Origin of the sequence: Candidatus Rhodobacter oscarellae (assembly GCF_001078595.1) — a bacterium.
GTDB lineage: Bacteria > Pseudomonadota > Alphaproteobacteria > Rhodobacterales > Rhodobacteraceae > Rhodobacter_B > Rhodobacter_B oscarellae.
This window is the reverse complement of record NZ_LFTY01000002.1, coordinates 3,757,292-3,775,733: the sequence shown is the minus strand read 5'-3', so window position 1 is coordinate 3,775,733 and position 18,442 is coordinate 3,757,292. Positions and strand designations below refer to the sequence as shown.

General features: G+C 65.0%; 19 protein-coding genes. 10 read left to right on the top strand and 9 right to left on the bottom strand.

Going from position 1 to position 18,442, the window contains the following annotated elements:
- The first annotated feature begins 69 nt into the window (after positions 1 to 69).
- From AIOL_RS25315 to AIOL_RS22775, 5 genes are all read left to right on the top strand, one after another.
- Complete coding sequence (locus AIOL_RS25315) at positions 70 to 678, top strand: hypothetical protein (protein ID WP_152912648.1); 609 nt, start codon at positions 70 to 72, stop codon at positions 676 to 678.
- A complete protein-coding gene (locus AIOL_RS25310; RefSeq protein ID WP_152912647.1) occupies positions 669 to 1,127 on the top strand; it encodes a hypothetical protein in 459 nt (152 codons plus the stop codon). Before AIOL_RS25315 ends, AIOL_RS25310 begins: the two co-directional genes overlap by 10 nt.
- Positions 1,128 to 1,583: 456 nt before the next feature.
- Positions 1,584 to 2,000, top strand: coding sequence for a VOC family protein (locus AIOL_RS22785; protein ID WP_049645082.1), 417 nt, complete (start codon positions 1,584 to 1,586; stop codon positions 1,998 to 2,000).
- Positions 2,001 to 2,129: 129 nt separating this feature from the next.
- Positions 2,130 to 2,879 (top strand): SDR family NAD(P)-dependent oxidoreductase, encoded by a 750-nt coding sequence (locus tag AIOL_RS22780; protein WP_049645081.1) that lies wholly within the window; start codon positions 2,130 to 2,132, stop codon positions 2,877 to 2,879.
- A gap of 894 nt (positions 2,880 to 3,773) precedes the next feature.
- Positions 3,774 to 4,811 (top strand): ketopantoate reductase family protein, encoded by a 1,038-nt coding sequence (locus tag AIOL_RS22775; RefSeq protein WP_049645080.1) that lies wholly within the window; start codon positions 3,774 to 3,776, stop codon positions 4,809 to 4,811.
- 202 nt (positions 4,812 to 5,013) lie between these two features.
- On the opposite strand, the gene AIOL_RS22770 is transcribed toward AIOL_RS22775, so the two are convergent.
- On the bottom strand, positions 5,014 to 5,328 hold the full coding sequence (locus AIOL_RS22770; RefSeq protein WP_049645079.1) for a MocE family 2Fe-2S type ferredoxin: 315 nt from the start codon (positions 5,326 to 5,328) through the stop codon (positions 5,014 to 5,016).
- 200 nt (positions 5,329 to 5,528) lie between these two features.
- Here AIOL_RS22770 and AIOL_RS22765 point away from each other — a divergent pair, with 200 nt between their 5' ends.
- Positions 5,529 to 7,016, top strand: a complete 1,488-nt coding sequence (locus AIOL_RS22765; RefSeq protein WP_049645638.1) for an FMN-binding glutamate synthase family protein — start codon at positions 5,529 to 5,531, stop codon at positions 7,014 to 7,016.
- 39 nt (positions 7,017 to 7,055) lie between these two features.
- Here the strand turns inward: AIOL_RS22765 and dapA are convergent, their stop codons facing one another.
- Complete coding sequence (dapA, locus tag AIOL_RS22760) at positions 7,056 to 7,931, bottom strand: 4-hydroxy-tetrahydrodipicolinate synthase (protein WP_049645078.1); 876 nt, start codon at positions 7,929 to 7,931, stop codon at positions 7,056 to 7,058.
- 114 nt (positions 7,932 to 8,045) lie between these two features.
- On the opposite strand from dapA, the gene AIOL_RS22755 reads away from it, so the two are divergent.
- Positions 8,046 to 10,151 carry a lytic transglycosylase domain-containing protein gene (locus tag AIOL_RS22755; RefSeq protein WP_053101352.1) on the top strand — a complete coding sequence of 702 codons (2,106 nt, stop codon included), beginning with the start codon at positions 8,046 to 8,048 and terminating at the stop codon, positions 10,149 to 10,151.
- Between the two features lie 38 nt (positions 10,152 to 10,189).
- Here the strand turns inward: AIOL_RS22755 and AIOL_RS22750 are convergent, their stop codons facing one another.
- Both AIOL_RS22750 and mnmD read right to left on the bottom strand, forming a co-directional pair.
- A complete protein-coding gene (locus tag AIOL_RS22750) occupies positions 10,190 to 11,101 on the bottom strand; it encodes a DMT family transporter (protein WP_049645077.1) in 912 nt (303 codons plus the stop codon).
- On the bottom strand, positions 11,098 to 11,760 hold the full coding sequence (gene mnmD / locus AIOL_RS22745; RefSeq protein WP_049645076.1) for a tRNA (5-methylaminomethyl-2-thiouridine)(34)-methyltransferase MnmD: 663 nt from the start codon (positions 11,758 to 11,760) through the stop codon (positions 11,098 to 11,100). The genes AIOL_RS22750 and mnmD overlap by 4 nt, the downstream gene beginning before the upstream one ends.
- Positions 11,761 to 11,814: 54 nt before the next feature.
- Here mnmD and AIOL_RS22740 point away from each other — a divergent pair, with 54 nt between their 5' ends.
- Entirely contained in the window at positions 11,815 to 12,855 is a 1,041-nt protein-coding gene (locus AIOL_RS22740) for an NAD(P)/FAD-dependent oxidoreductase (RefSeq protein ID WP_049645075.1), read from the top strand.
- Here AIOL_RS22740 and AIOL_RS22735 read toward each other — a convergent pair.
- A complete protein-coding gene (locus tag AIOL_RS22735) occupies positions 12,852 to 13,328 on the bottom strand; it encodes a potassium channel family protein (protein ID WP_235439141.1) in 477 nt (158 codons plus the stop codon). The two genes, AIOL_RS22740 and AIOL_RS22735, sit on opposite strands and share 4 nt — an antisense overlap.
- Before the next feature lie 39 nt (positions 13,329 to 13,367).
- On the opposite strand from AIOL_RS22735, the gene smpB reads away from it, so the two are divergent.
- Positions 13,368 to 13,844 (top strand): SsrA-binding protein SmpB, encoded by a 477-nt coding sequence (gene smpB / locus AIOL_RS22730; RefSeq protein ID WP_049645635.1) that lies wholly within the window; start codon positions 13,368 to 13,370, stop codon positions 13,842 to 13,844.
- A 186-nt stretch (positions 13,845 to 14,030) separates the two neighbouring features.
- On the opposite strand, the gene AIOL_RS22725 is transcribed toward smpB, so the two are convergent.
- The 3 genes from AIOL_RS22725 to hisA form a co-directional block, all read right to left on the bottom strand.
- Positions 14,031 to 15,452 (bottom strand): metallophosphoesterase family protein, encoded by a 1,422-nt coding sequence (locus AIOL_RS22725; protein ID WP_049645074.1) that lies wholly within the window; start codon positions 15,450 to 15,452, stop codon positions 14,031 to 14,033.
- Positions 15,453 to 15,589: 137 nt separating this feature from the next.
- On the bottom strand, positions 15,590 to 16,048 hold the full coding sequence (locus tag AIOL_RS22720) for a DUF2867 domain-containing protein (RefSeq protein ID WP_049645073.1): 459 nt from the start codon (positions 16,046 to 16,048) through the stop codon (positions 15,590 to 15,592).
- Between the two features lie 239 nt (positions 16,049 to 16,287).
- Entirely contained in the window at positions 16,288 to 17,028 is a 741-nt protein-coding gene (gene hisA / locus AIOL_RS22715; RefSeq protein WP_049645072.1) for a 1-(5-phosphoribosyl)-5-[(5-phosphoribosylamino)methylideneamino]imidazole-4-carboxamide isomerase, read from the bottom strand.
- A 131-nt stretch (positions 17,029 to 17,159) separates the two neighbouring features.
- On the opposite strand from hisA, the gene AIOL_RS22710 reads away from it, so the two are divergent.
- Positions 17,160 to 17,546, top strand: coding sequence for a DUF2147 domain-containing protein (locus tag AIOL_RS22710; protein ID WP_049645071.1), 387 nt, complete (start codon positions 17,160 to 17,162; stop codon positions 17,544 to 17,546).
- Positions 17,547 to 17,805: 259 nt separating this feature from the next.
- Here the strand turns inward: AIOL_RS22710 and AIOL_RS22705 are convergent, their stop codons facing one another.
- A complete protein-coding gene (locus AIOL_RS22705) occupies positions 17,806 to 18,282 on the bottom strand; it encodes a hypothetical protein (protein WP_049645070.1) in 477 nt (158 codons plus the stop codon).
- Positions 18,283 to 18,442 lie beyond the last annotated feature (160 nt).

The following is an 18,442-nucleotide window of genomic DNA, read 5'->3' as shown; positions in this document are numbered from 1 at the left end:
CAAGATCAACATATCATTTACTTGATGTCACCTCGTAGAAATGAAGCTAACTCTTCGTAGGATTGCGGAATGAGAGTCTTGATAATTCTATTTGTTTCCATGCTGGCAGCCTGCACGCCGGAAACCCGCCCCACAGCATCAACCGCAAAACCTGCAACGCAGCCCCAAGCACACCTGGCGGGTGGCTACCATCCGTTCTCTTTTGCAGGAGAACCGCGCGGGCGCGACCAGACTTTCATATTTGGCTCTGTGGTGCGCGACAGATCGGTGTCAGCCAACAAAGGTGTTTACTTAACTGTCCAAATGTTCGCGCAGTCCAAGCCGGGCAATCTAGGGCGCGGCAGGTTGCCCGCCGAGCTTTTCCCGGATGTCACCGGCTCCCAGATTGCAAATGTGCACAGTTCGATCTTGAACCGGTCGAATTCAAACAGCGTTCTGAACTTGGCCAAGACTATTGCATCGCGTTCTATTTGTGCCGGGCGCCGCGCCGTCGCAGATGACAGGAAGCGGACACGCACCACCAAACCCGAAGATATCAACAAGATCATCGTTGCAAGCGGTGGTCAGGTTCTGGGCGCCGATGTGTCGGATCTCAACATCCAGTCAAAACCTATTCCCACCGTCGATTGGGCCGCAACCAACAAAGGTGGCGTGTCGGTTTACCTCAAGTGCGCCTAAGCTGGCTGCCGGCGCTATTGCTGCTGGGCTGTTCCCCGCAACAGGCACAGATCGCGAACCCAATCGCGGATCCATTGGTCGGGCAAACCTCTGTGTCGTTCACTCCGCAGCATGGGTTTCAGATTGAATATGTGGAAACGGTCGCCAAGAGTTGGCTTTGGTATCCGGGCAACCGGGTGAGCCTGCCAGCGATCCGGCGGTCAAGCGCGACCGAGATCTGCTACACCTACGGAAAATCGACATTCAATCCGGTGACGAGTCAATCTGGCGGAACTAAAACCTGCATCCCCAAATCCATCGCTGATTTCACAACGTTGGCGTCTGTTCCGGGCGATGTGTTCGCGTTGTCCACGGGCAAAGTGCCCTACAATCGGAAGAAGTGTGATCCTACCCGGGTTTTTGCCAATGCGCCAATCGATCCGGATCTGTTCCGACGCGGGTGTGAGTGACGCGTAATGTGCTCTTTTGGTTCCTTCGGAAGATTGCCTGACCGACGCCATCATTGATGTTGAGCGACAAATACGGGCGCCACGGCTATCGGATGATCTCAGTAAGCCGTAGGCTGCGTGATCTCGCGCACCACCCTCGGACCTCCAACTAACCCCAAACCCACCGCGCGCTCTGTTAACCCCACCATTTGCCATACGAGGTGCCATACGCAAGGCCGACACTTTGCCGACGCTTTGCCGACCGGCGATTCATCCACAAAATATGCCATTAACCCACCGATTCGCGGCCCCGCCCCCGGATCCGCCGCGCGCAGGGTTAACCCCTCGGAAACGACCCCCGCGACCAGCCTGCCGACCCGACCCCCGTCTGGCCCCTATGGCAAAGTTTCGGAATTCAATTTCCCGCCCCGCCGGGTTAGCATATCGGTGGATATTGCAGCTCAGCGAGGCCACGGCATGATCGCCTATGTCACCGTGGGGGCGGATGACATCGCCCTTGCAAAGCGGTTCTATTCGGCATTCCTCCCCGCCCTTGGATATGGTCTCGAGGAGGGGCATGAGGGGCTCAGCTACGCGCTGCCTGTTGCGCCGGGGCAGACCTCGGCCCTGCCGGATTTCTACGTCACACCGCCCTTTGATGGGGGTCCGGCCTCGGCCGGGAACGGCAGCATGGTGGCCTTCCAAGCGGGCAGCCAGCAGCAGGTGCGCGAGCTTCATGCGGCCGCGCTGGCCGCGGGCGGTTTTGACGAGGGCCCGCCGGGTTTCCGCGCCGCCTACGGCCCGCATTTCTACGTCGGCTACCTTCGGGACCCGCAAGGAAACAAGGTCGCGCTGTTCTCCAGCGACCCGAAGGAACCTGGGCGGGACGGGTAGCGCGCCTCACGCGGGCGAGGGGCCGAACTGGGCGCGCCCTGGTCGAGCGAATGCGGCGAACCCGCCGGTTTCCTCTGACCGCAAAGGGCGGTATGCCGCTGGCGAACGCCCAAGCCTTTGGAGACCGCCATGAGTTTCGCCAACTACCCAAGCCTGAAGGGCAAGACCGTGATTGTGACGGGCGGCGCCGCGGGGATCGGGGCCGAGATCGTCAAGGGCTTCGCCGCCCAGGGCGCGCGGGTCGGGTTCATCGACCTGGACGCCAACGGCAGCGCTGAAATGGCGGCCGCACATGACGGGGTGACTTATGAGCTGGCCGACCTGCGGGACATCCCGGCGGTGCAGGCGGCGTTGGCGGCGCTGCGCGAGCGGCTCGGCCCCGCGCAGGTGCTGGTGAACAACGCCGCGCGCGATGACCGGCACGACTGGCGCGAGGTGACGCCGGAATACTGGGACGAGCGCATGGCCACGAACCTGCGGCACATGTTCTTTGCGATCCAAGCCATTGCGCCGGACATGATCGTCGGGGGCGGTGGCGCTATCGTGAATGTCGGCTCGAACAGCTGGTGGGAGGCCGGCGGCGGTTTCCCCGCCTACGCGACGGCCAAGTCCGCGGTGCATGGCCTGACGCGGACCATGGCGCGGGACCTGGGCGCGCATCGCATCCGCGTCAACACCGTGGTGCCGGGCTGGATCATGACCGAACGTCAGAAAGAGCTTTGGGCGACGCCCGAGGCGCTCGAGAACCACCGCAACCGGCAATGCCTGCCGGACCTCATCGACCCGGTTTACGTGGCGCGTATGGTGCTGTTTCTCGCCTCGGACGACGCGGCAATGTGCACGGCGAACAACTATATGGTCGAGGCAGGCTCGATCTAAAACGCCCTGCCTTTTGACCTGCGGCATCGGGTTCGGGGCAAGCGCCCGCAATTCAAACCTGTCCCACCGCGTTTCTTCGCAAGGCTTGGTCCGGGGCTTACTGCGGGTCGCTACCCTCCGGAGTCGACCTAAGCTGGAGCTGTGCTCTTTATTGGGCGCAGTGCAGCCGCGCATTGGGTTTTGTTAGCAAAATCTTGGTGATTCGTCCCGGATCATAGATCCGGGTGGGAGCCGCGGCTCGTACCCGCTCGTACCCGCGGGGTTCCCACCCATATTTAGGTTCTGTCTCCGGGGTTAAGAATTCGTTGAGATTTGCCCGCCGCGAGGATTCGTCGCGGGACCGCCGAAGCGCTCAGCGTATCCGGTTCGTGAACCACGCGCTTGATTGGGTTCTTTGGCGGTTGCCACAGCTTGAGGTCAAACATCGCGGCTGTGGCCGCTCGGACCTCACTGCGCCGGGCGACGCAAGGCGTGGTGAGCTTGGTGACCCGCTTCACGACGCCGACCTCGCCGGGATGCCGCAATGCGCTCAGCGACGGCGGCCTCTTGCTTGGCGTTGACGGGAACGATGATCTCGGAGGGCGGCATCTATCGCGCCCTCGAGCGGGCTTGCAGCGCCAAAAGAGTGATTTCGTCCAGAGCAGCGACTGTCTCAAGGCCGGTTTCCGTCATCGTTATCCGCCGGGGTCCGTGATTCGTACTTGCTGACCGCCCTGCAAGCGCGCCCTTCTGCGGCAGGGTAGCAAAGTTTCTCTTTGGGGCGCCCGAGCGAAAGGAATGTACTCGACCAACGCTCCGCGAAGTCAAAATCAGGATTTGACAAAGAAACCGGTTGGCATTGGCGCTTAATGGCTTAGATCGGTAAAAAAATGTTACCAAAACTAGGGTAGAACGATGCGCATCATGATCCTTGGGGCCTCCTACGGCTCGCTATTGTCGACAAAGCTTCTTATGGCGGGGCATGACGTCACGCTGGTTTGCCTGCCGGAGGAAGCCGCGCTGATCAACGCCGACGGCACGGTGGTGCGCATCACCCTGCGGGGCGAGGACGCGCCACGGTTGATCAGATCCGCCGACCAGCCGGGCAAGCTGGACGCGGTGGCCCCCGGGGACGCCGTACCGGGCGACTATGATCTGGTGGCCATGGCCATGCAGGAGCCGCAATACCGCGCGGCAGAGGTCAAGGACCTGCTTGCACGCATCGCCGCCGCGCGCGTGCCCGCAATGTCGATCATGAACATGCCACCGCTTGCGTATCTTAAGCGCCTGCCCGGGCTCGACGCCGAGGCGCTGCGCGGATGCTTCACAGATGCCAGCGTCTGGGACCCGTTCGACCCCGAGCTGATGACGCTCTGCTCGCCGGATCCGCAGGCCTTCCGCCCGCCAGAGGAGAAGCTGAACTTTCTGCATGTCGGGCTGCCGACGAATTTCAAGGCCGCCGCCTTTGGCGACCCCGCGCATACCGCCATCCTGGAGCAGCTAGAGGCAGACATCGCCGCCGTGCGGCTGGACGGCAAGGACGTGCCGGTGAAGCTGCGCGTGCATCAGTCGCTCTTTGTGCCCCTGGCCAAGTGGTCCATGCTGCTGACCGGCAACTACCGCTGCGTGACCGAGGGCGAGGCCCGCCCGATCAAGGAGGCCGTGCATAGCGATATCGAGACCTCGGCCGCGATCTACGCGTGGGTCAACGCGCTGGCGCGCAAGCTGGGCGCGGACCCCGCGGACCAGGTGCCCTTTGAGAAATACGCCAACGCGGCGAACGGTTTGCTGAAACCCTCCTCGGCTGCGCGCGCGATCTATGCCGGTGCGCCGCATATCGAGCGCGTCGACAAGGTGGTGCAGCAGATCGCCGGGACCCTGGGCATGCAGATGGACGCCGTCGACCAAGGCGTGGCCATTGTGGACGCCAAGCTCGCGGCGAACCGTTCCTAAAAGGAACGCCTACGGCGTGCATGTTTACCTCGCGTCCTCAGGCTGACGCCTTGCGGGCGCTCGGGGCTAGACGCGCGGCGGCGCATCCCGCGGCGTTGCGTTCGGCGCGCCGTAGCGCCGCCGTATTTTTGGCCAAGAAGAAGAGCCTCGCGATCCGCTTTTGGCAGCGCTGTCGTTTCGTCGTCACCGGCGCGTGGGCGGCTCATTCTGCCAGCTGCAGGAACACCGCGCCACTCTCGACCTTCACCGGGTAGCAGCGCAGCGCCTCGCAGGCCGGGGCGCGCATCGCGGCGCCGGTGCGGTAGTCGAACTGGCCGTTATGCATGGGGCACTCGATCACGTAGCCCATCACAAGGCCGTTCTCGAGATGCACCGCCTCATGGGTGCAGAGCCCGTCCGTGGCGAAGAACTCATCCTGCGGCGACCGGTAGATCGCGTATGTCTGCCCGCCGCGGTCAAAGCGGATCAGGTCCTCTTGCTCGATATCCTCGGTGGCGCAGGCGCGGATCCAGGTCATGCCCGAATTAGGGCCCTGGATCCGAGCCCGGTCAAGGGCATCTGAACGGGTTTTGTGGGCGCGGTCTTTCAGGCGCAACACCGCGCGCACGCCGGGAGGCGCTTCACCTTGGATCACAGTATCGCGGGCCGGGTTGCGCAGCGCCGTGGAAGCGCGGACAGTTGCGCCAGTGACCGTTTGGGAGATGTTTGATGCTTTATATGGAGTTCACCGCCCGCTCGCTGGAATTCTTGGCGCTGACATTTGTGTTCATCGTCGGCCTGGGCGTTCTGCTGGTCGCGGTGCTGTTTGTGATCGACCGCACGCAGACCGCGGACGCCGTGCGGCGCAACTACCCGGTGCTGGGGCGGTTCCGGCACATCTTCACTGAGCTGGGCGAGTTCTTCCGGCAGTATTTCTTCGCCATGGACCGCGAGGAACTGCCGTTCAACCGCGCGCAGCGCGACTGGGTCAAGCGCGCCGCCGGCGGCAAGGGCAACACGGTGGCCTTTGGTTCGACGCGCAACCTCGGCGTGCCCGGCACGCCGATCTTTGTGAACGCCGCCTTCCCGCCGCTGGATGAGCAGGCCACCAGCGCGCCGCCGCTTGTGATCGGGCCCGGCGCGCGGCGCCCCTACGCGGCGCGTTCCTTCTTCAACCTCTCCGGCATGAGCTACGGCGCCCTCTCCCGACCCGCGGTCGAGGCGCTGAGCCGAGGGGCGCAGGGCGCGGGCATCTGGATGAACACCGGCGAGGGCGGCGTCTCGCCCTATCACCTTTCAGGCGGCGCGGATCTGGTGTTCCAGATCGGCACCGCGAAATACGGCGTGCGCGACGCGGCCGGCGCGCTCAGCGACGACAAGCTGCGCGAGGTGGCCGCCCATGAGCAGGTGCGCATGTTCGAGATCAAGCTCGCCCAGGGCGCCAAGCCCGGCAAGGGCGGCATCCTGCCCGCCGAGAAGGTCACGCCCGAGATCGCGCAGATCCGCGGCATCCGCGCGGGCGAGGCCAGCATCTCGCCCAACCGCCATGTCGAGGTGGACGATTTCGGCGACCTCTTGGACCTGATCGCCCGGGTGCGCGAGGTCACGGGCAAGCCCGTGGGCATCAAGACGGTGATGGGGGACCCGGAGGCGCTGCGGCCGTTCTTTGCGCTGATCAACGCGCGCGGCGAGGCGCCCGACTTTATCACGATCGACGGCGGCGAGGGCGGCACCGGGGCCTCGCCCCTGCCGCTGATGGACCTTGTGGGCATGACGATCCGCGAGGCGCTGCCCCTGCTGGTGGATCTGCGGGACGAATACGGCCTGAAGGACCGCATCCGGATCGTCGCCTCGGGCAAGCTGATGGTGCCGGGCGACGTGGCCTGGGCGCTCTGCGCGGGGGCGGATTTCATCACCTCGGCGCGCGGGTTCATGTTCTCGCTGGGCTGCATCCAGGCGCTCAAGTGCAACCAAAACACCTGCCCCACGGGGATCACCACGCATAACAAGCGCTTCCAGCGCGGCCTGGTGCCCGAGGAGAAGCACGCGAAGGTCGCGGCCTATGCCAAGGGCATCGTCAAAGAGGTCGAGACCATCGCGCATTCCGTGGGCGTGCAGAGCCCGCGCGAGATGCGGCGGCGGCATGTGCGCATCGTGCAGGACACGGGCCGCTCGGTTCTGATGTCACAGCTCTTCCCGGGCAGCGCAGCGGGCGGCGCGCCGTAGGTTTGGCAGCGGCGCCCGCCCTTTGTGAGCGCCAGCGCGCTAGTTCAGAAGCCCAGCCTGCACCATGGCGTCCTTGACCAACGCCTTGGTGCCGTCGGACAGCCCGACATGCGGCAGGCGCACGTCCTCCTCGCAGCGGCCCAGCAGGGACAGCCCGTATTTGGCGCCGATCAGCCCGGGCTCGGTGAACACCGCCTTATGCAGCGGCATCAGTCGGTCCTGGATCTCCAGCGCCGTGGCAAAGTCGCCCTCGGCGCAGGCGTCCTGCAGCGCGGCGCAGAGCGCCGGGGCCACGTTCGCGGTGACCGAGATGCAGCCCACTCCGCCCTGGGCGTTGAAGCCATGCGCGGTGGGGTCCTCGGCCGACAACTGCACAAAGTCCGGCCCGCAGGTTATGCGCTGCATCGACACGCGGCTCAGATCCGCGGTGGCGTCCTTGACGCCAACGATCCGTGGCAGCTTGGCCAGCTCGCCCATCGTCTCGGGCGTCATGTCGACGACCGAGCGCGGCGGGATGTTGTAGATGATGATCGGCAGCCCGCAGGCGTCATGCACGGCCTTGAAATGCGCGTAAAGCCCGCCCTGGGTCGGCTTGTTGTAATAGGGCGTGACCACCAGGATCGCGTCGGCGCCCACGGCCTCGGCATGCTTGGCCAGGCGGATCGACTCTTCGGTGGAGTTCGACCCCGCGCCCGCAACCACCGGCACCCGGCCCGCGGCGGCCTTGACGACGGTCTCGACAACCAGGTCGTGCTCTTCGTGGCTCAGCGTCGGGCTCTCGCCCGTGGTGCCCACCGGGACCAGCCCGTCCGTGCCGCATTCGATCTGCCAGTCAACCAGGCGTTTAAGCGCGTCCAGATCCAGCTTGCCGTCCTTGAACGGCGTCACCAGGGCGGTTAGGGACCCTTTAATCATGATGCGCTCCTTTCGAATTCCCCTTGCGGCTCGGCGAAGTCCGGCCAGTCAAGCGGTTGATGCCAAGTTTGTGTGTTTGCCTCGCGGCCATTGCCCGCTACCCTCCACCCCGTAATGGGTCAAGCAAGAATTGAGGTTTGGGCGCTTGCGAGCGTCGCGCTGGTGATAGGGCTGGTGCAGGGGGCGGGTGCGTTCGCGGCTACGGATTCGATCCGGCCCGCGCCGCGGCCTGGCTCTGTGGTGCCGGTCACGGGTGCGCCTGTTGCCAACAGCGAGGCCGCGCCAGCAGCGGTGCCGCAGATTCCCGCCCTGGCCGCGCGGTCGCCCATACCGCGCCCGGCAGCGCTCTTGGATGGGCACGAATTCCGTCTCGCCCTGGTCTCGGCCCGCAAGGAGGACTGGGACGACGCCCGACGCTTGGCGTCGCTAGAGGGGCCCGTCGCGGTAGACATCATCGAATGGCAACGCCTGCGCGCGGGCCAGGGCAGCTTCGAGGACTACCAGGCGTTCCTGTCCAGGAATGCCGACTGGCCGGGGCTCAAGCTGCTGCGGCGGCGCGGCGAGGCCACCATCCAGGACCGCCCGAATGCCGACCGCGTGCTGGAATACTTCAAGCCGCAGGCGCCGCAGACCGGCCAGGGCGCGTTGCGCCTGGCCGAGGCCCATGCGGTGAAGGGCGATTTCCAGAGGTCGCGGAAGGCGTTGATTGAGGCCTGGCGCGGCCTGCCCATGAGCGCCGAGGAGGAGGCCAAGTTCCTCGCCCAGCACGGCCAGGCGCTAAAGCCCTACCACGCCGACCGGCTGGAGGACGCGCTCTGGCGCAAGGACCGCGACGCCGCGCGCCGGGTGCTGAAATTCGCCCGCGGCGATCAGAAGGCGCTGGCCGAGGCGCGGCTGGCGCTGCAAGCGCGCTCTGGTAACGCCGACAAGCTTTGGAAGGACCTGCCCGCGGCGGTGTCCGGCGATCCTGGGCTTGCCCGTGACCGCATGGAATGGCTGGTCGCCAAGAAGCAGCGCAGCCAGGCCGCGGACCTGATCATCGCGCAAAGCAAGAGCGCCGCGAAACTGGGCCGCCCCGAGGCCTGGGCGCGCTGGCGCCGCATCCTGGCTCGCCAGGAGATGCGCAACGGCAACCCCCGCCGCGCCTATGCGCTGGCCAGCCAAAGCCACATCGCAAAGGGCTCGGACCTGGCGGATCTGGAATGGCTGGCGGGCTATATCGCCCTGCGCTACCGCGACGACCCAGAGGCAGCGCTAGAGCATTTCACCCGCTTCCGGGCGCAGGTCTTCACCCCGATCAGCCTGGGCCGCGCGGGCTATTGGGAGGGCCGCGCCTATGAGGCGCAGGGCCGGGCCGAGGCCGCGCGCGAGGCCTTTGGCAAGGCCGCCAAGCACCAGACCAGCTTTTACGGGTTGCTTGCGGCTGAAAAAATTGGCGCCGCGATGGACCCCGCGCTGACCGGTGCCACCGATGGCAAACCGCTGGCCGAGACCGCTTTCGCCAAAAGCTCGGTCTTTGCCGCGGCACAGATCTTTTTTAAGTCGGGCGAGCCCTATGAGGTCACGCGCTTCCTGCGCCACCTCTCCGAGAGCACCGCCCAGGACGAGCTTGTCGCCCTTGGCAGCTTTGCCGCCTCCCTGGGCGATCCCTATATTGCCGTACGCGTCGCCAAGCAGATCGCCCGCGAGGGCATGGTGGCGAACCGGGCCTATTACCCGCTGACCAATCTGGGCCCAGACAGCCTGCCGGTGGAAAAGGCGCTGGCGCTGGCCATCGCGCGCCGCGAGAGCGAGTTCTGGCCCACCGCGGTCAGCGGCGCCGGGGCGCGCGGCCTGATGCAGCTCATGCCCGGGACGGCCGAGCAGATGGCGGGCAAGCTGGGCCTGCCCTACCAGTTCGACCGGCTGACCACCGACCCGACCTATAACGTGCGGCTGGCCAGCGCCTATCTGGCGCAGCTCACCGAGCGCTACGGCAACAACATCGTGCTGATCTCGGTGGGCTACAACGCCGGTCCGGCGCGCGCCACGCGCTGGATGGAGACCAATGGCGACCCGCGCCGCAGCTCGGTGGACGTGGTCGACTGGATCGAGCACATCCCCTTCGACGAGACCCGCAACTACGTGATGCGCGTGGCCGAAAGCCTGCCTGTCTATCGCGCGCGGTTGACCGGGAAGGTGCAGCCGATCCGGCTGATGGAGGAACTCCAGGCGCGGTGATGGCCCCGCGCCGCCGCCCGGATCGCCAATCCCCTTAGTTATTCCCGGACCTCGCCCAAAGCCGGGCTCTCGGGTTGCTGTCGCGCGGCGGCGCGTTGCTCGCGCCAAAGCGTGAACAGCCCCGCGCCGACCACAATGCCTGCGCCGATGATCACGCTCACCCGTATGGTCTCGGCGAAGACCAGCACGCCCAGCGCCGCGGCGAAGACCAGATGCAGGTAGGCAAAGGGCTGCACCGCGCTGGCCTCGGCCACCTCGTAGCATTTGATCAGGGTCCAGTGCCCGGCCACGCCCGAGATGCAGAGCAGGATCATCCAGGCCCAGTCGCCTTGGCTCATCGGCTCCCAGAACCACAAGCCCACCGCGGTGGAGACCACCGCGCCCACCACGCCGGTGTAGAAAAAGCTGGTCGCGGCGCTGTCGCGGCGCGCGGCGTAGCGCGTCAGCAGCGCGTAGAGCGCGAATAAAAGCGCCGAGCAGACCGCCACCAGGGCCGCGCTGGAGAACGCGACAAAGCCCGGCTGCAGGATCACCAGGACGCCGACGAATCCCACGCCAATGGCCAGCCAGCGCAGCCGCCCCACGCGCTCGCCCAGGACCGGGCCGGAGAGCGCCGCGACCAAAAGCGGGTAGCTTGCGAAGATGGCGTGGCTCTGCACCAGCCCGAGCAGGGTGAAGGCGCTGACCATCACGCAGATCTCGACGGCCAGCAGCACGCCGCGCCCGATTTGCAGCCCCGGCTGCTCGGTCCGCGCCGCGGCGCGCAGCCCGCCCTGCGCCCGCAGCGCCAACGCGATCACGAAGGCGGCAAAGAACCAGTAGCGGATCATCACCACCATTAGGACGTTGTATTCCGACGCCAGGTGCCGCGAGAACCCGTCTTGGATGGCAAATATCGCCATCGTCAGGGCCATCAAGAGGATGCCCTTGCGGGTGTTCTGCGTGGTCACACCAGGCGCCCGGCGGTCATGTGGCGCTTGCGCCCAAAGCCCGGGAGCCGCTCAACGCTGAACCCCGCCTCTGCCAGGGCGCGCCGGACGGCCCCGGCGGCGGTGTAGGTGGCAAAGCTGCCTTCCGGCGCGGTGTGTCGCGCGACCTGCGCCATCAGCGCGGGCTCCCAAAGCTCGGGGTTCTGCGCCGGGGCAAAGCCGTCCAGGAACCAGCAATCGGCTTGGCCGCCCCATTCGGGCAGGGTTTCGCGCGCGTCGCCCAGAACCACATTCAGATGCAGCGTGTCGGTGCGCAGGTCCTGCCCGCTCTCCCAGGCGGCCACCAGGGGCGCTGCCAGCTCGGCCAGGGCGGGGTAGGCCTGTAAGGCGCGGGCCATGTCCTCTGCGCTCAGGGCGAAGGCCTCAAAGCTGGTGAAACGCAGCGGTCCCTCCAGGCCCGCGTCGATCCAGGCGCGCCATGCGACCAGCAGGTTCAGCCCGGTGCCAAAGCCAAGCTCGGCGATGTGAAAGCCGGGGCGAAAGCGCTGCGGGATGCCGTTGCCGCGCAGGAACACGTGCTCGGTCTCGGCCACCCCGTCCTCCAGCGAAAAATACGGGTCGTCAAAGCGCCGCGAAACCGGCACTTTACCCCGCCATTCTATCTCTGCCCGCTGGTCCATCGCCGCCCGCTCGCCTAAGGTTTGACCGAGCGACAATGGGCAAGGGGCGCGGGATTGGCAACGCCGGATGTGACGATCATGGGGGCAGGCATATTCGGCCTGTCGATTGCCTTCGCCTGCGCGCGGCGCGGCGCTGCGGTGCGCGTGGTAGAGCGCAGGGGCGTCGGGGCGGGGTCCTCGGGCGGGGTTGTGGGCGCGCTGGCGCCGCACACGCCTGAGAACTGGAACCCCAAGAAGCAATTCCAGTTCGAAAGCCTGACCATGGCGCAGTCTTTCTTTGCCGAAGTTGACGCGCTCTCGGGGCGCTCCAGCGGCTATGCCCGCCTGGGGCGGGTGCAAGCGGTCGAGAACGCCCGCGGGCTGGAGCTGGCGCAGGCCCGCATCGCGGGCGCCCGCGCGCATTGGGCCGAGGCCTATCAATGGCAGGTCCTGCAGAGCTGCGGCGATTGGGGCCCGCAAAGCCCGACCGGGCACTGGGTGCATGACACGCTGTCGGGGCGCATTCACCCGATGATGGCCTGCCAGAGCCTGGCCGCGGCGGTCGCGGCGCTGGGCTCTCAGATTGCTCAGGGGGACGAGGCGCCTGACGGCACGCCCGTCATCTGGGCAACAGGCGCTGAGGGGCTCGACGCCCTGTCGCATGAGATCGGCAAACAGGTGGGCAACGGCGTGAAGGGCCAGGCGCTGACGCTTGGCTTTGAGAGACCCGACGCGCCGCAGATATTTGCCGACGGGGTGCATATCGTGCCGCACCAAAACGGCACCGTGGCAATCGGCTCTACCAGCGAGCGTGCGTTTGATGACCCAGTGGCAACGGACGCTCAGCTGGATGCCCTGCATGCGAAGGCGTTGGCGAAATGCCCTGTATTGCGCGACGCGCCCGTGGTGCAGCGCTGGGCAGGGGTGCGGCCGCGGGCGCGGTCCCGCGCGCCGATGCTCGGGAACTGGCCGGGCCGGCCAGGGCATTTCGTGGCCAATGGCGGCTTCAAGATCGGCTTTGGCATGGCCCCAAAAGTGGCCGAGGTTATGGCGGATCTGGTGCTGGAGGGGCGCGATGCGATCCCAAACGGTTTCCGGGTCGAGGACAGCCTCTAATCGCCCACCCCGGCGGATTGGTGCCGCCGGATCCGCGTCATCACGTCGATCAGCATGGCCGCCTGCAGCCCGATCATCAGCAGGCCGTTGAGGCTCTCTAACCCGCTCAGCAGGCGCCACTCATCTGGCAATAGGATGTCTCCGAACCCCAGCGTGGTGTAGCAGACAATCGAGAAATACGTGGCCTCCTCAAAGCTCTCAAACAGCCCCAAACGCAGATAGACCAGCGCCCATAGGGCGATGGCGACAAACACCGCGCAAAGGAACCAAAGCACCGAGGCGCATAGAATGGCGAGCCGCTTTGGGACCAGGGGCGGGGTCGAAAGCCAGCCCGCGCGCCGCGTGAGCACCTGTTCGACCGCCAGAAAGCCAAGGCCGGCGACCACCGCCGTGGTCACGATCAATCCGGCGCCAATGGCGATCTGTGCGAACATGCATCCGGTATCGGCGGGACGCAGCGAGGCGTCAAGCATCTGGACTCGCGCCCTGCGGCTGCCTACATGGGCCAGACCATGGCCAATCAGAAGACAGATCCGAACTATAAGGTCGTCGCCGAGAACCGGCGCGCGCGCTACGACTATGCCATCGAGGATGACCTGGAATGCGGGATCATCCTTGAGGGCTCCGAGGTGAAGTCCCTGCGCGGGGGCGGCGCCAACATCGCCGAAAGCTATGCCGAGGTCAGCGATGGCGAGCTGTGGCTGGTGAACAGCTATGTCGCGCCCTATGACCGCGCCCGCAGCTATCCGCATATCGAAAAGCGCCGCCGCAAGCTGTTGGTGTCGAAAAAAGAGCTGGCGCGGCTGTGGTCGGACACCCAGCGCAAGGGCTTCACGCTGGTGCCGCTGGTGCTTTACTTCAATCATCGGGGTATTGCGAAGCTGAAGATCGGCATCGCGAAGGGCAAGAAAACCGTGGACAAGCGGGCGACCGAGGCCAAGCGGGACTGGGGCCGGCAAAAGCAGCGTTTGTTAAGGCATGGTGAATAGCCAGAGCGCCCGTTAACCACTTGCGTGGCAACGGTTACCCCCTCCCTACCGCCCTTTATCCTTAGGCGATTCGGTGGAGATTTGCTTAACGCAGCCCGTGCCGGGCGGAAGGTCACCGACGGCTGCATGGCTCGTCCCGGCGCGCAGAGGGGGTGCCAACGCCCTCCGCCCTTCCGGGTGCGGATCTTAAGCGGGCTCGTTCGACCAGGTCTGCGTGTTGTCTTGGTCAAAGAACGCCTCGGTGATGCCATTCTCGCCCAGGGTGATGCGCATGAAACCGTTCTTGACCAGCCCCTTGGGGTCGCTCGGCTCCAGCGGCGTGCTGGCGGCGAAATCCACCGTGCTGATGTAGTCGCCCGCCTTGTAGGGCGGCGTGGTGGCGCGCTCCGTCACCAGGCCCCAGGGCGCGCCATAGGGCATGGACGCGTGCCCGGTGCAGCGCATCTTGCAGCCCAGCGTACCGGCGGTGTCGTTGTAGACGATCCCGTTATGCTCGTGCCCGAAGTACCAATATTCCGGCAGCGTTCCCGAGAAAGCCGTCGTCACGTCCTGCAACAGCGACCCCCCGTCCTTCACCCGCTTCTTGGTGCCGGTCAGGTCATAGGGGTTGTGATGGGTCATCAGGATCGCGCGCCGCTTGGTGTCGCGGTATTTCTGAACGAACTCAATCTGCTGCTGGCATAGCGCGCCATACATATACATGAAGTCGGGGCTGTTATAGGCGCTGTCCAGGCCAAAGATCTGCCAGGTGCTGTTCTGCAAAAGAAAGTAGCTCTTGTTCTGCATATGCGCGAACGTGGCAGAGCTAAGCGCGTCGTCGAAAAGCCCCCAGGCGCCGGGATACATCTTGTGGTTGGAGTTCATGGTGAAAGAGATGCCGGTCCCGATATCGGGCCAGAAGTCCACCAGGTTGGACTGCTCGGTGCCGGGTCCGAAATAGAACTTCTCCGACAGCTTGGGGGTGCCGGTGTAATACACGTCGCCCAGGTGGATCAGGTAGTCCGGCGCCTTCGGGGAGGTGATCGCGCCGCGCACGGCGACCGCGCCGCCCTCCGCGGTGCCCCAATCGCCGGCGATGGCCAGGGTCACTTCGCCATCCGGCATGCAGATCGGCTCCGGCATGTCGGCCCCGAAATGCGCCTTTCCGTGCACGAACTCGGTCAGCAACCCGTTCACGATGCACAGCACCCAGTGGACGTTAAGCTGCTCGTAGGGCGCGAACCCATAGGCGGTGCCATCCGCGCCGATATAGGCGAACTCGGCGAATGTGTCGGCAAACGCGCTGAACGCGTCCATGGTGATCGTGGGCGGCGGGATCAGGCCCTTGTCATCGGCAAGCTTCAAAAGCGTCTTGGCCTCGTCCGGCAAGAGCGGCGAGACCTGCGGCGCGTCCATGTTCTTGGCCAGGAAGGGAAGGATGCCGAATTCGGGGTTGTCGAACGCCGCCCCCTGCGGGCTAAGCGCGCTGTCCGCCGACTGCTCGAGGACCACGCGCAGCAGCGCGTCCTCGGCCTGTAGGAAGTCGTAAATCACGTTGCCGGCAGAGACGTGGGCGTCGATCGCGTCTGGCAGCGCCGCAAGGGCCTGCGGCTGGATGAGGTCGGCCATGGGGTAATCCTTTCAAGAAAATATGCCCCATGAGAACGCGAAAAAGGCGATCTGTCGAGTCTTGGATCGACCCTTGGGTGTGATTTGCCATGGTCAGCCCGCCGTCATCCCGCGCTCACTCCGCCGTCAGCCCGCCGTCACCCCGCGCGCGAAACCCGCGCCACGGCGTCGCGCACCACTAGGATGTGGAACGGCATGATCGCCGCCAGATAGGCCCGCCCCAGCCAGTTATGCCGATGCACCCAGGTCGCCAGCGAGACCTGCCCGCCCTCCGCCCGCACCGCGATGCGAAAGTTCAGATGCCGGTCGTTGAATCCTGCGATGATCTCGGTCTCGGTCTCTTGCTCAATCGGAAAGGGGCCCAGCTTGGGCCGCCCCTCCGGGCCGGTTCTCAGCAGCCCGAAGGGCGCGACAAGAACGCTGCGCAGCCCCACCAGAGCGCGCACCCAAAGCGGGAAGGCCACGATCCTTTCGGCCGCCGCGCGCAGGGGCAGTTCGGACGGCACGGCGTAGCAGTCGACGAAGTCATCCGGCGCGATGCGGGTCTGCAAGGCGCTGTGCTGCGGCAGGGGGATGGCACGGATTTCTGTCGGCATGCGGGGCTCCCTTCTCTGGCTTAGATGGGGGCCGTGGCGGGCCAATGTGATGCGGCAGGCCGTCGCGCGGCCAGCGTTCGCTCTGTTAACCATGCGATTTGCGGGCAGCGTGCCCGACGCAAGTCCGACGTTTTGCCGACAAAAGTCCGACACCGGATTTGCCAATAAAATAAGGCCTTAACCTATGATTCGCAGGAAAGGCGGGCGCGCGGCGGTCACGTCTCGTTAAGGTATCGCGTTCAGCCCCCGGCCGAGCCCGCGCCCTTGAGCACCCCCAGCCCCTCGCCCAGGTCAATCGCGCCGTCATAGAGAGCGCGCCCAGAGATCGCGCCATCCAGGGGCGCGCCGCAGCTCTTCAGCGTGCGCAGGTCGTCCAGTGAAGAGACCCCACCAGAGGCGATCACCGGGATGCTCACCGCGTTGGCCAGGCCCGCTGTGGCCTCGACATTCGGGCCCTGCATCGCGCCGTCGCGGTTGATGTCGGTATAGATGATCGCGGCCACGCCCGCGTCCTCGAATTGCTTTGCCAGATCAATGACCTGCACGTCGGTTTCCTCGGCCCAGCCCTTGGTGGCGACGCGCCCGTTCCGGGCGTCGATGCCCACGGCGACCTGGCCGGGAAAGGCCCTTGCGGCCTCGCGCACCAGGTCGGGGTTCTCCACCGCGACGGTGCCCAGGATGACCCGCGCCAGGCCCTTGGCTATCCAGGCCTCGACGGTGGCCATGTCGCGGATGCCGCCGCCCAGCTGCGCGGGCACATCCACCGCCTTCAGGATGCCCTCGACGGCGGCGCCGTTCACCGGCGCGCCCGCAAAAGCGCCATTGAGATCAACAAGATGCAGCCACTCACAGCCCGCGTCCTGGAACGCCCTCGCCTGCGCCGCGGGGTCGTCGTTGAACACCGTGGCCTGCGCCATCTCGCCCTTATAGAGCCGCACGCATTGCCCATCCTTAAGGTCGATGGCGGGGTAGAGGATCATGTCGTTTCGCCCTTGATTTGCTCGCGCCGCTCCTTGGCAGGTCGCCGCGTTACTTGCAAGCGGACCCGACGTAAGACTTGATCGACGGGCGGGCGATTTGGCACAGTGCGCACAGGTCATGGGAGGATGATATGAAGAAGCTAATTCTGGCCAGCGCGGCTTTGATTGCAAGCACGGTTTTCGCGGCCGCGGACGCGGTGCACGGAACCTGGAAGTCGCCCACCAACGAAGACGGCGCCTATCTGCACGTCAAGATCGATGCCTGCGGCAGCGACATCTGCGGCGTGATCACCAAGGTCGGTGGCGGCGGCGACACGTCGTCGGTCGGCAAGCAGATGATCTGGGGCATGAAGCCCAGCGGCGGCGGCGTCTACAAGGGCGGCAAGGTCTGGGCCCCGGACAACGACAAGACCTATCGCGGCAAGCTGACGCTCAGCGGGTCCAACATGGTCAAGATCGAGGGCTGCGTGCTCGGCGGCGCGGTCTGCCGCGGCGAGACGTTCTCGCGCATCAACTAAAGCGAAATGCCCGCAACATCAGTAGGTTATGCCGCGCTTCGCGTCAAAGCCGAACGCTGTCGCGGGCGCTTCCTGTCAACTTGACGCCCCTTGTTTGGCCGCGCCCTTTTGCGCACTGGATTTCATATCGTTTGAAACGTCGTGGTGTATTCGCGCGCCCGCGCAACCCCGGACGACACGCCGAATGAGCCCAACCAGCGAAGTCGGCCCTCCCGCGGGAGGGCCTTCTATTTTGCGACATTCAAAGTGAGTTTTCTTGTTAAGGCAGGTATGCAGCGCCGCTGATTTGGTTGGAGAACATGCCGGTTGCTTGGTCGGTCACTGAATCGAATGTTCCGCCGCCAGTGATGCCAGTAAATGTGCCCGTCCCGCCGACATAGCTCCAAGTGCCCATTAAAGACCCGTTGGCCCCGAAGCCAGTCACTGACCAGCTGGTTGCGGTCGCGTTACCGTCGCCGTCGCCGAAGATGCAATTTCCGCCGCCAGTTGCTTGATTCACAACAATTTCGATAGCGCCGAAACAATCGCCAGACAGGCTTGAAAGTGGACTGTTGGGGTCGGCAGACTCAAATGCCTGATACTCAGTCAAAGCTTGCAGAATGACATGACCTTCACCAATTACGTGAGCCTGTGTTTTCTGCATCCCGGTCCCGACAGAAGAAACATCCAAGACCTGGCCAGCGTAAGAAATTGATGCGCTGGCGAAAAGCAAAGTTACATAAATAAAAAACTTCACAATGATATCCTTTCTAAAACACCGCACGGTTATTGTGCGGCCAAGCAACTATGACAGCGATCTTTCAAAAATCATACTTTTCTCTTTGACGGCTTTACTTGACGCACTCACTCACCGTCACCGTCTTTTATGCAACCTGCGTCCTGCCGTAGGATAGATA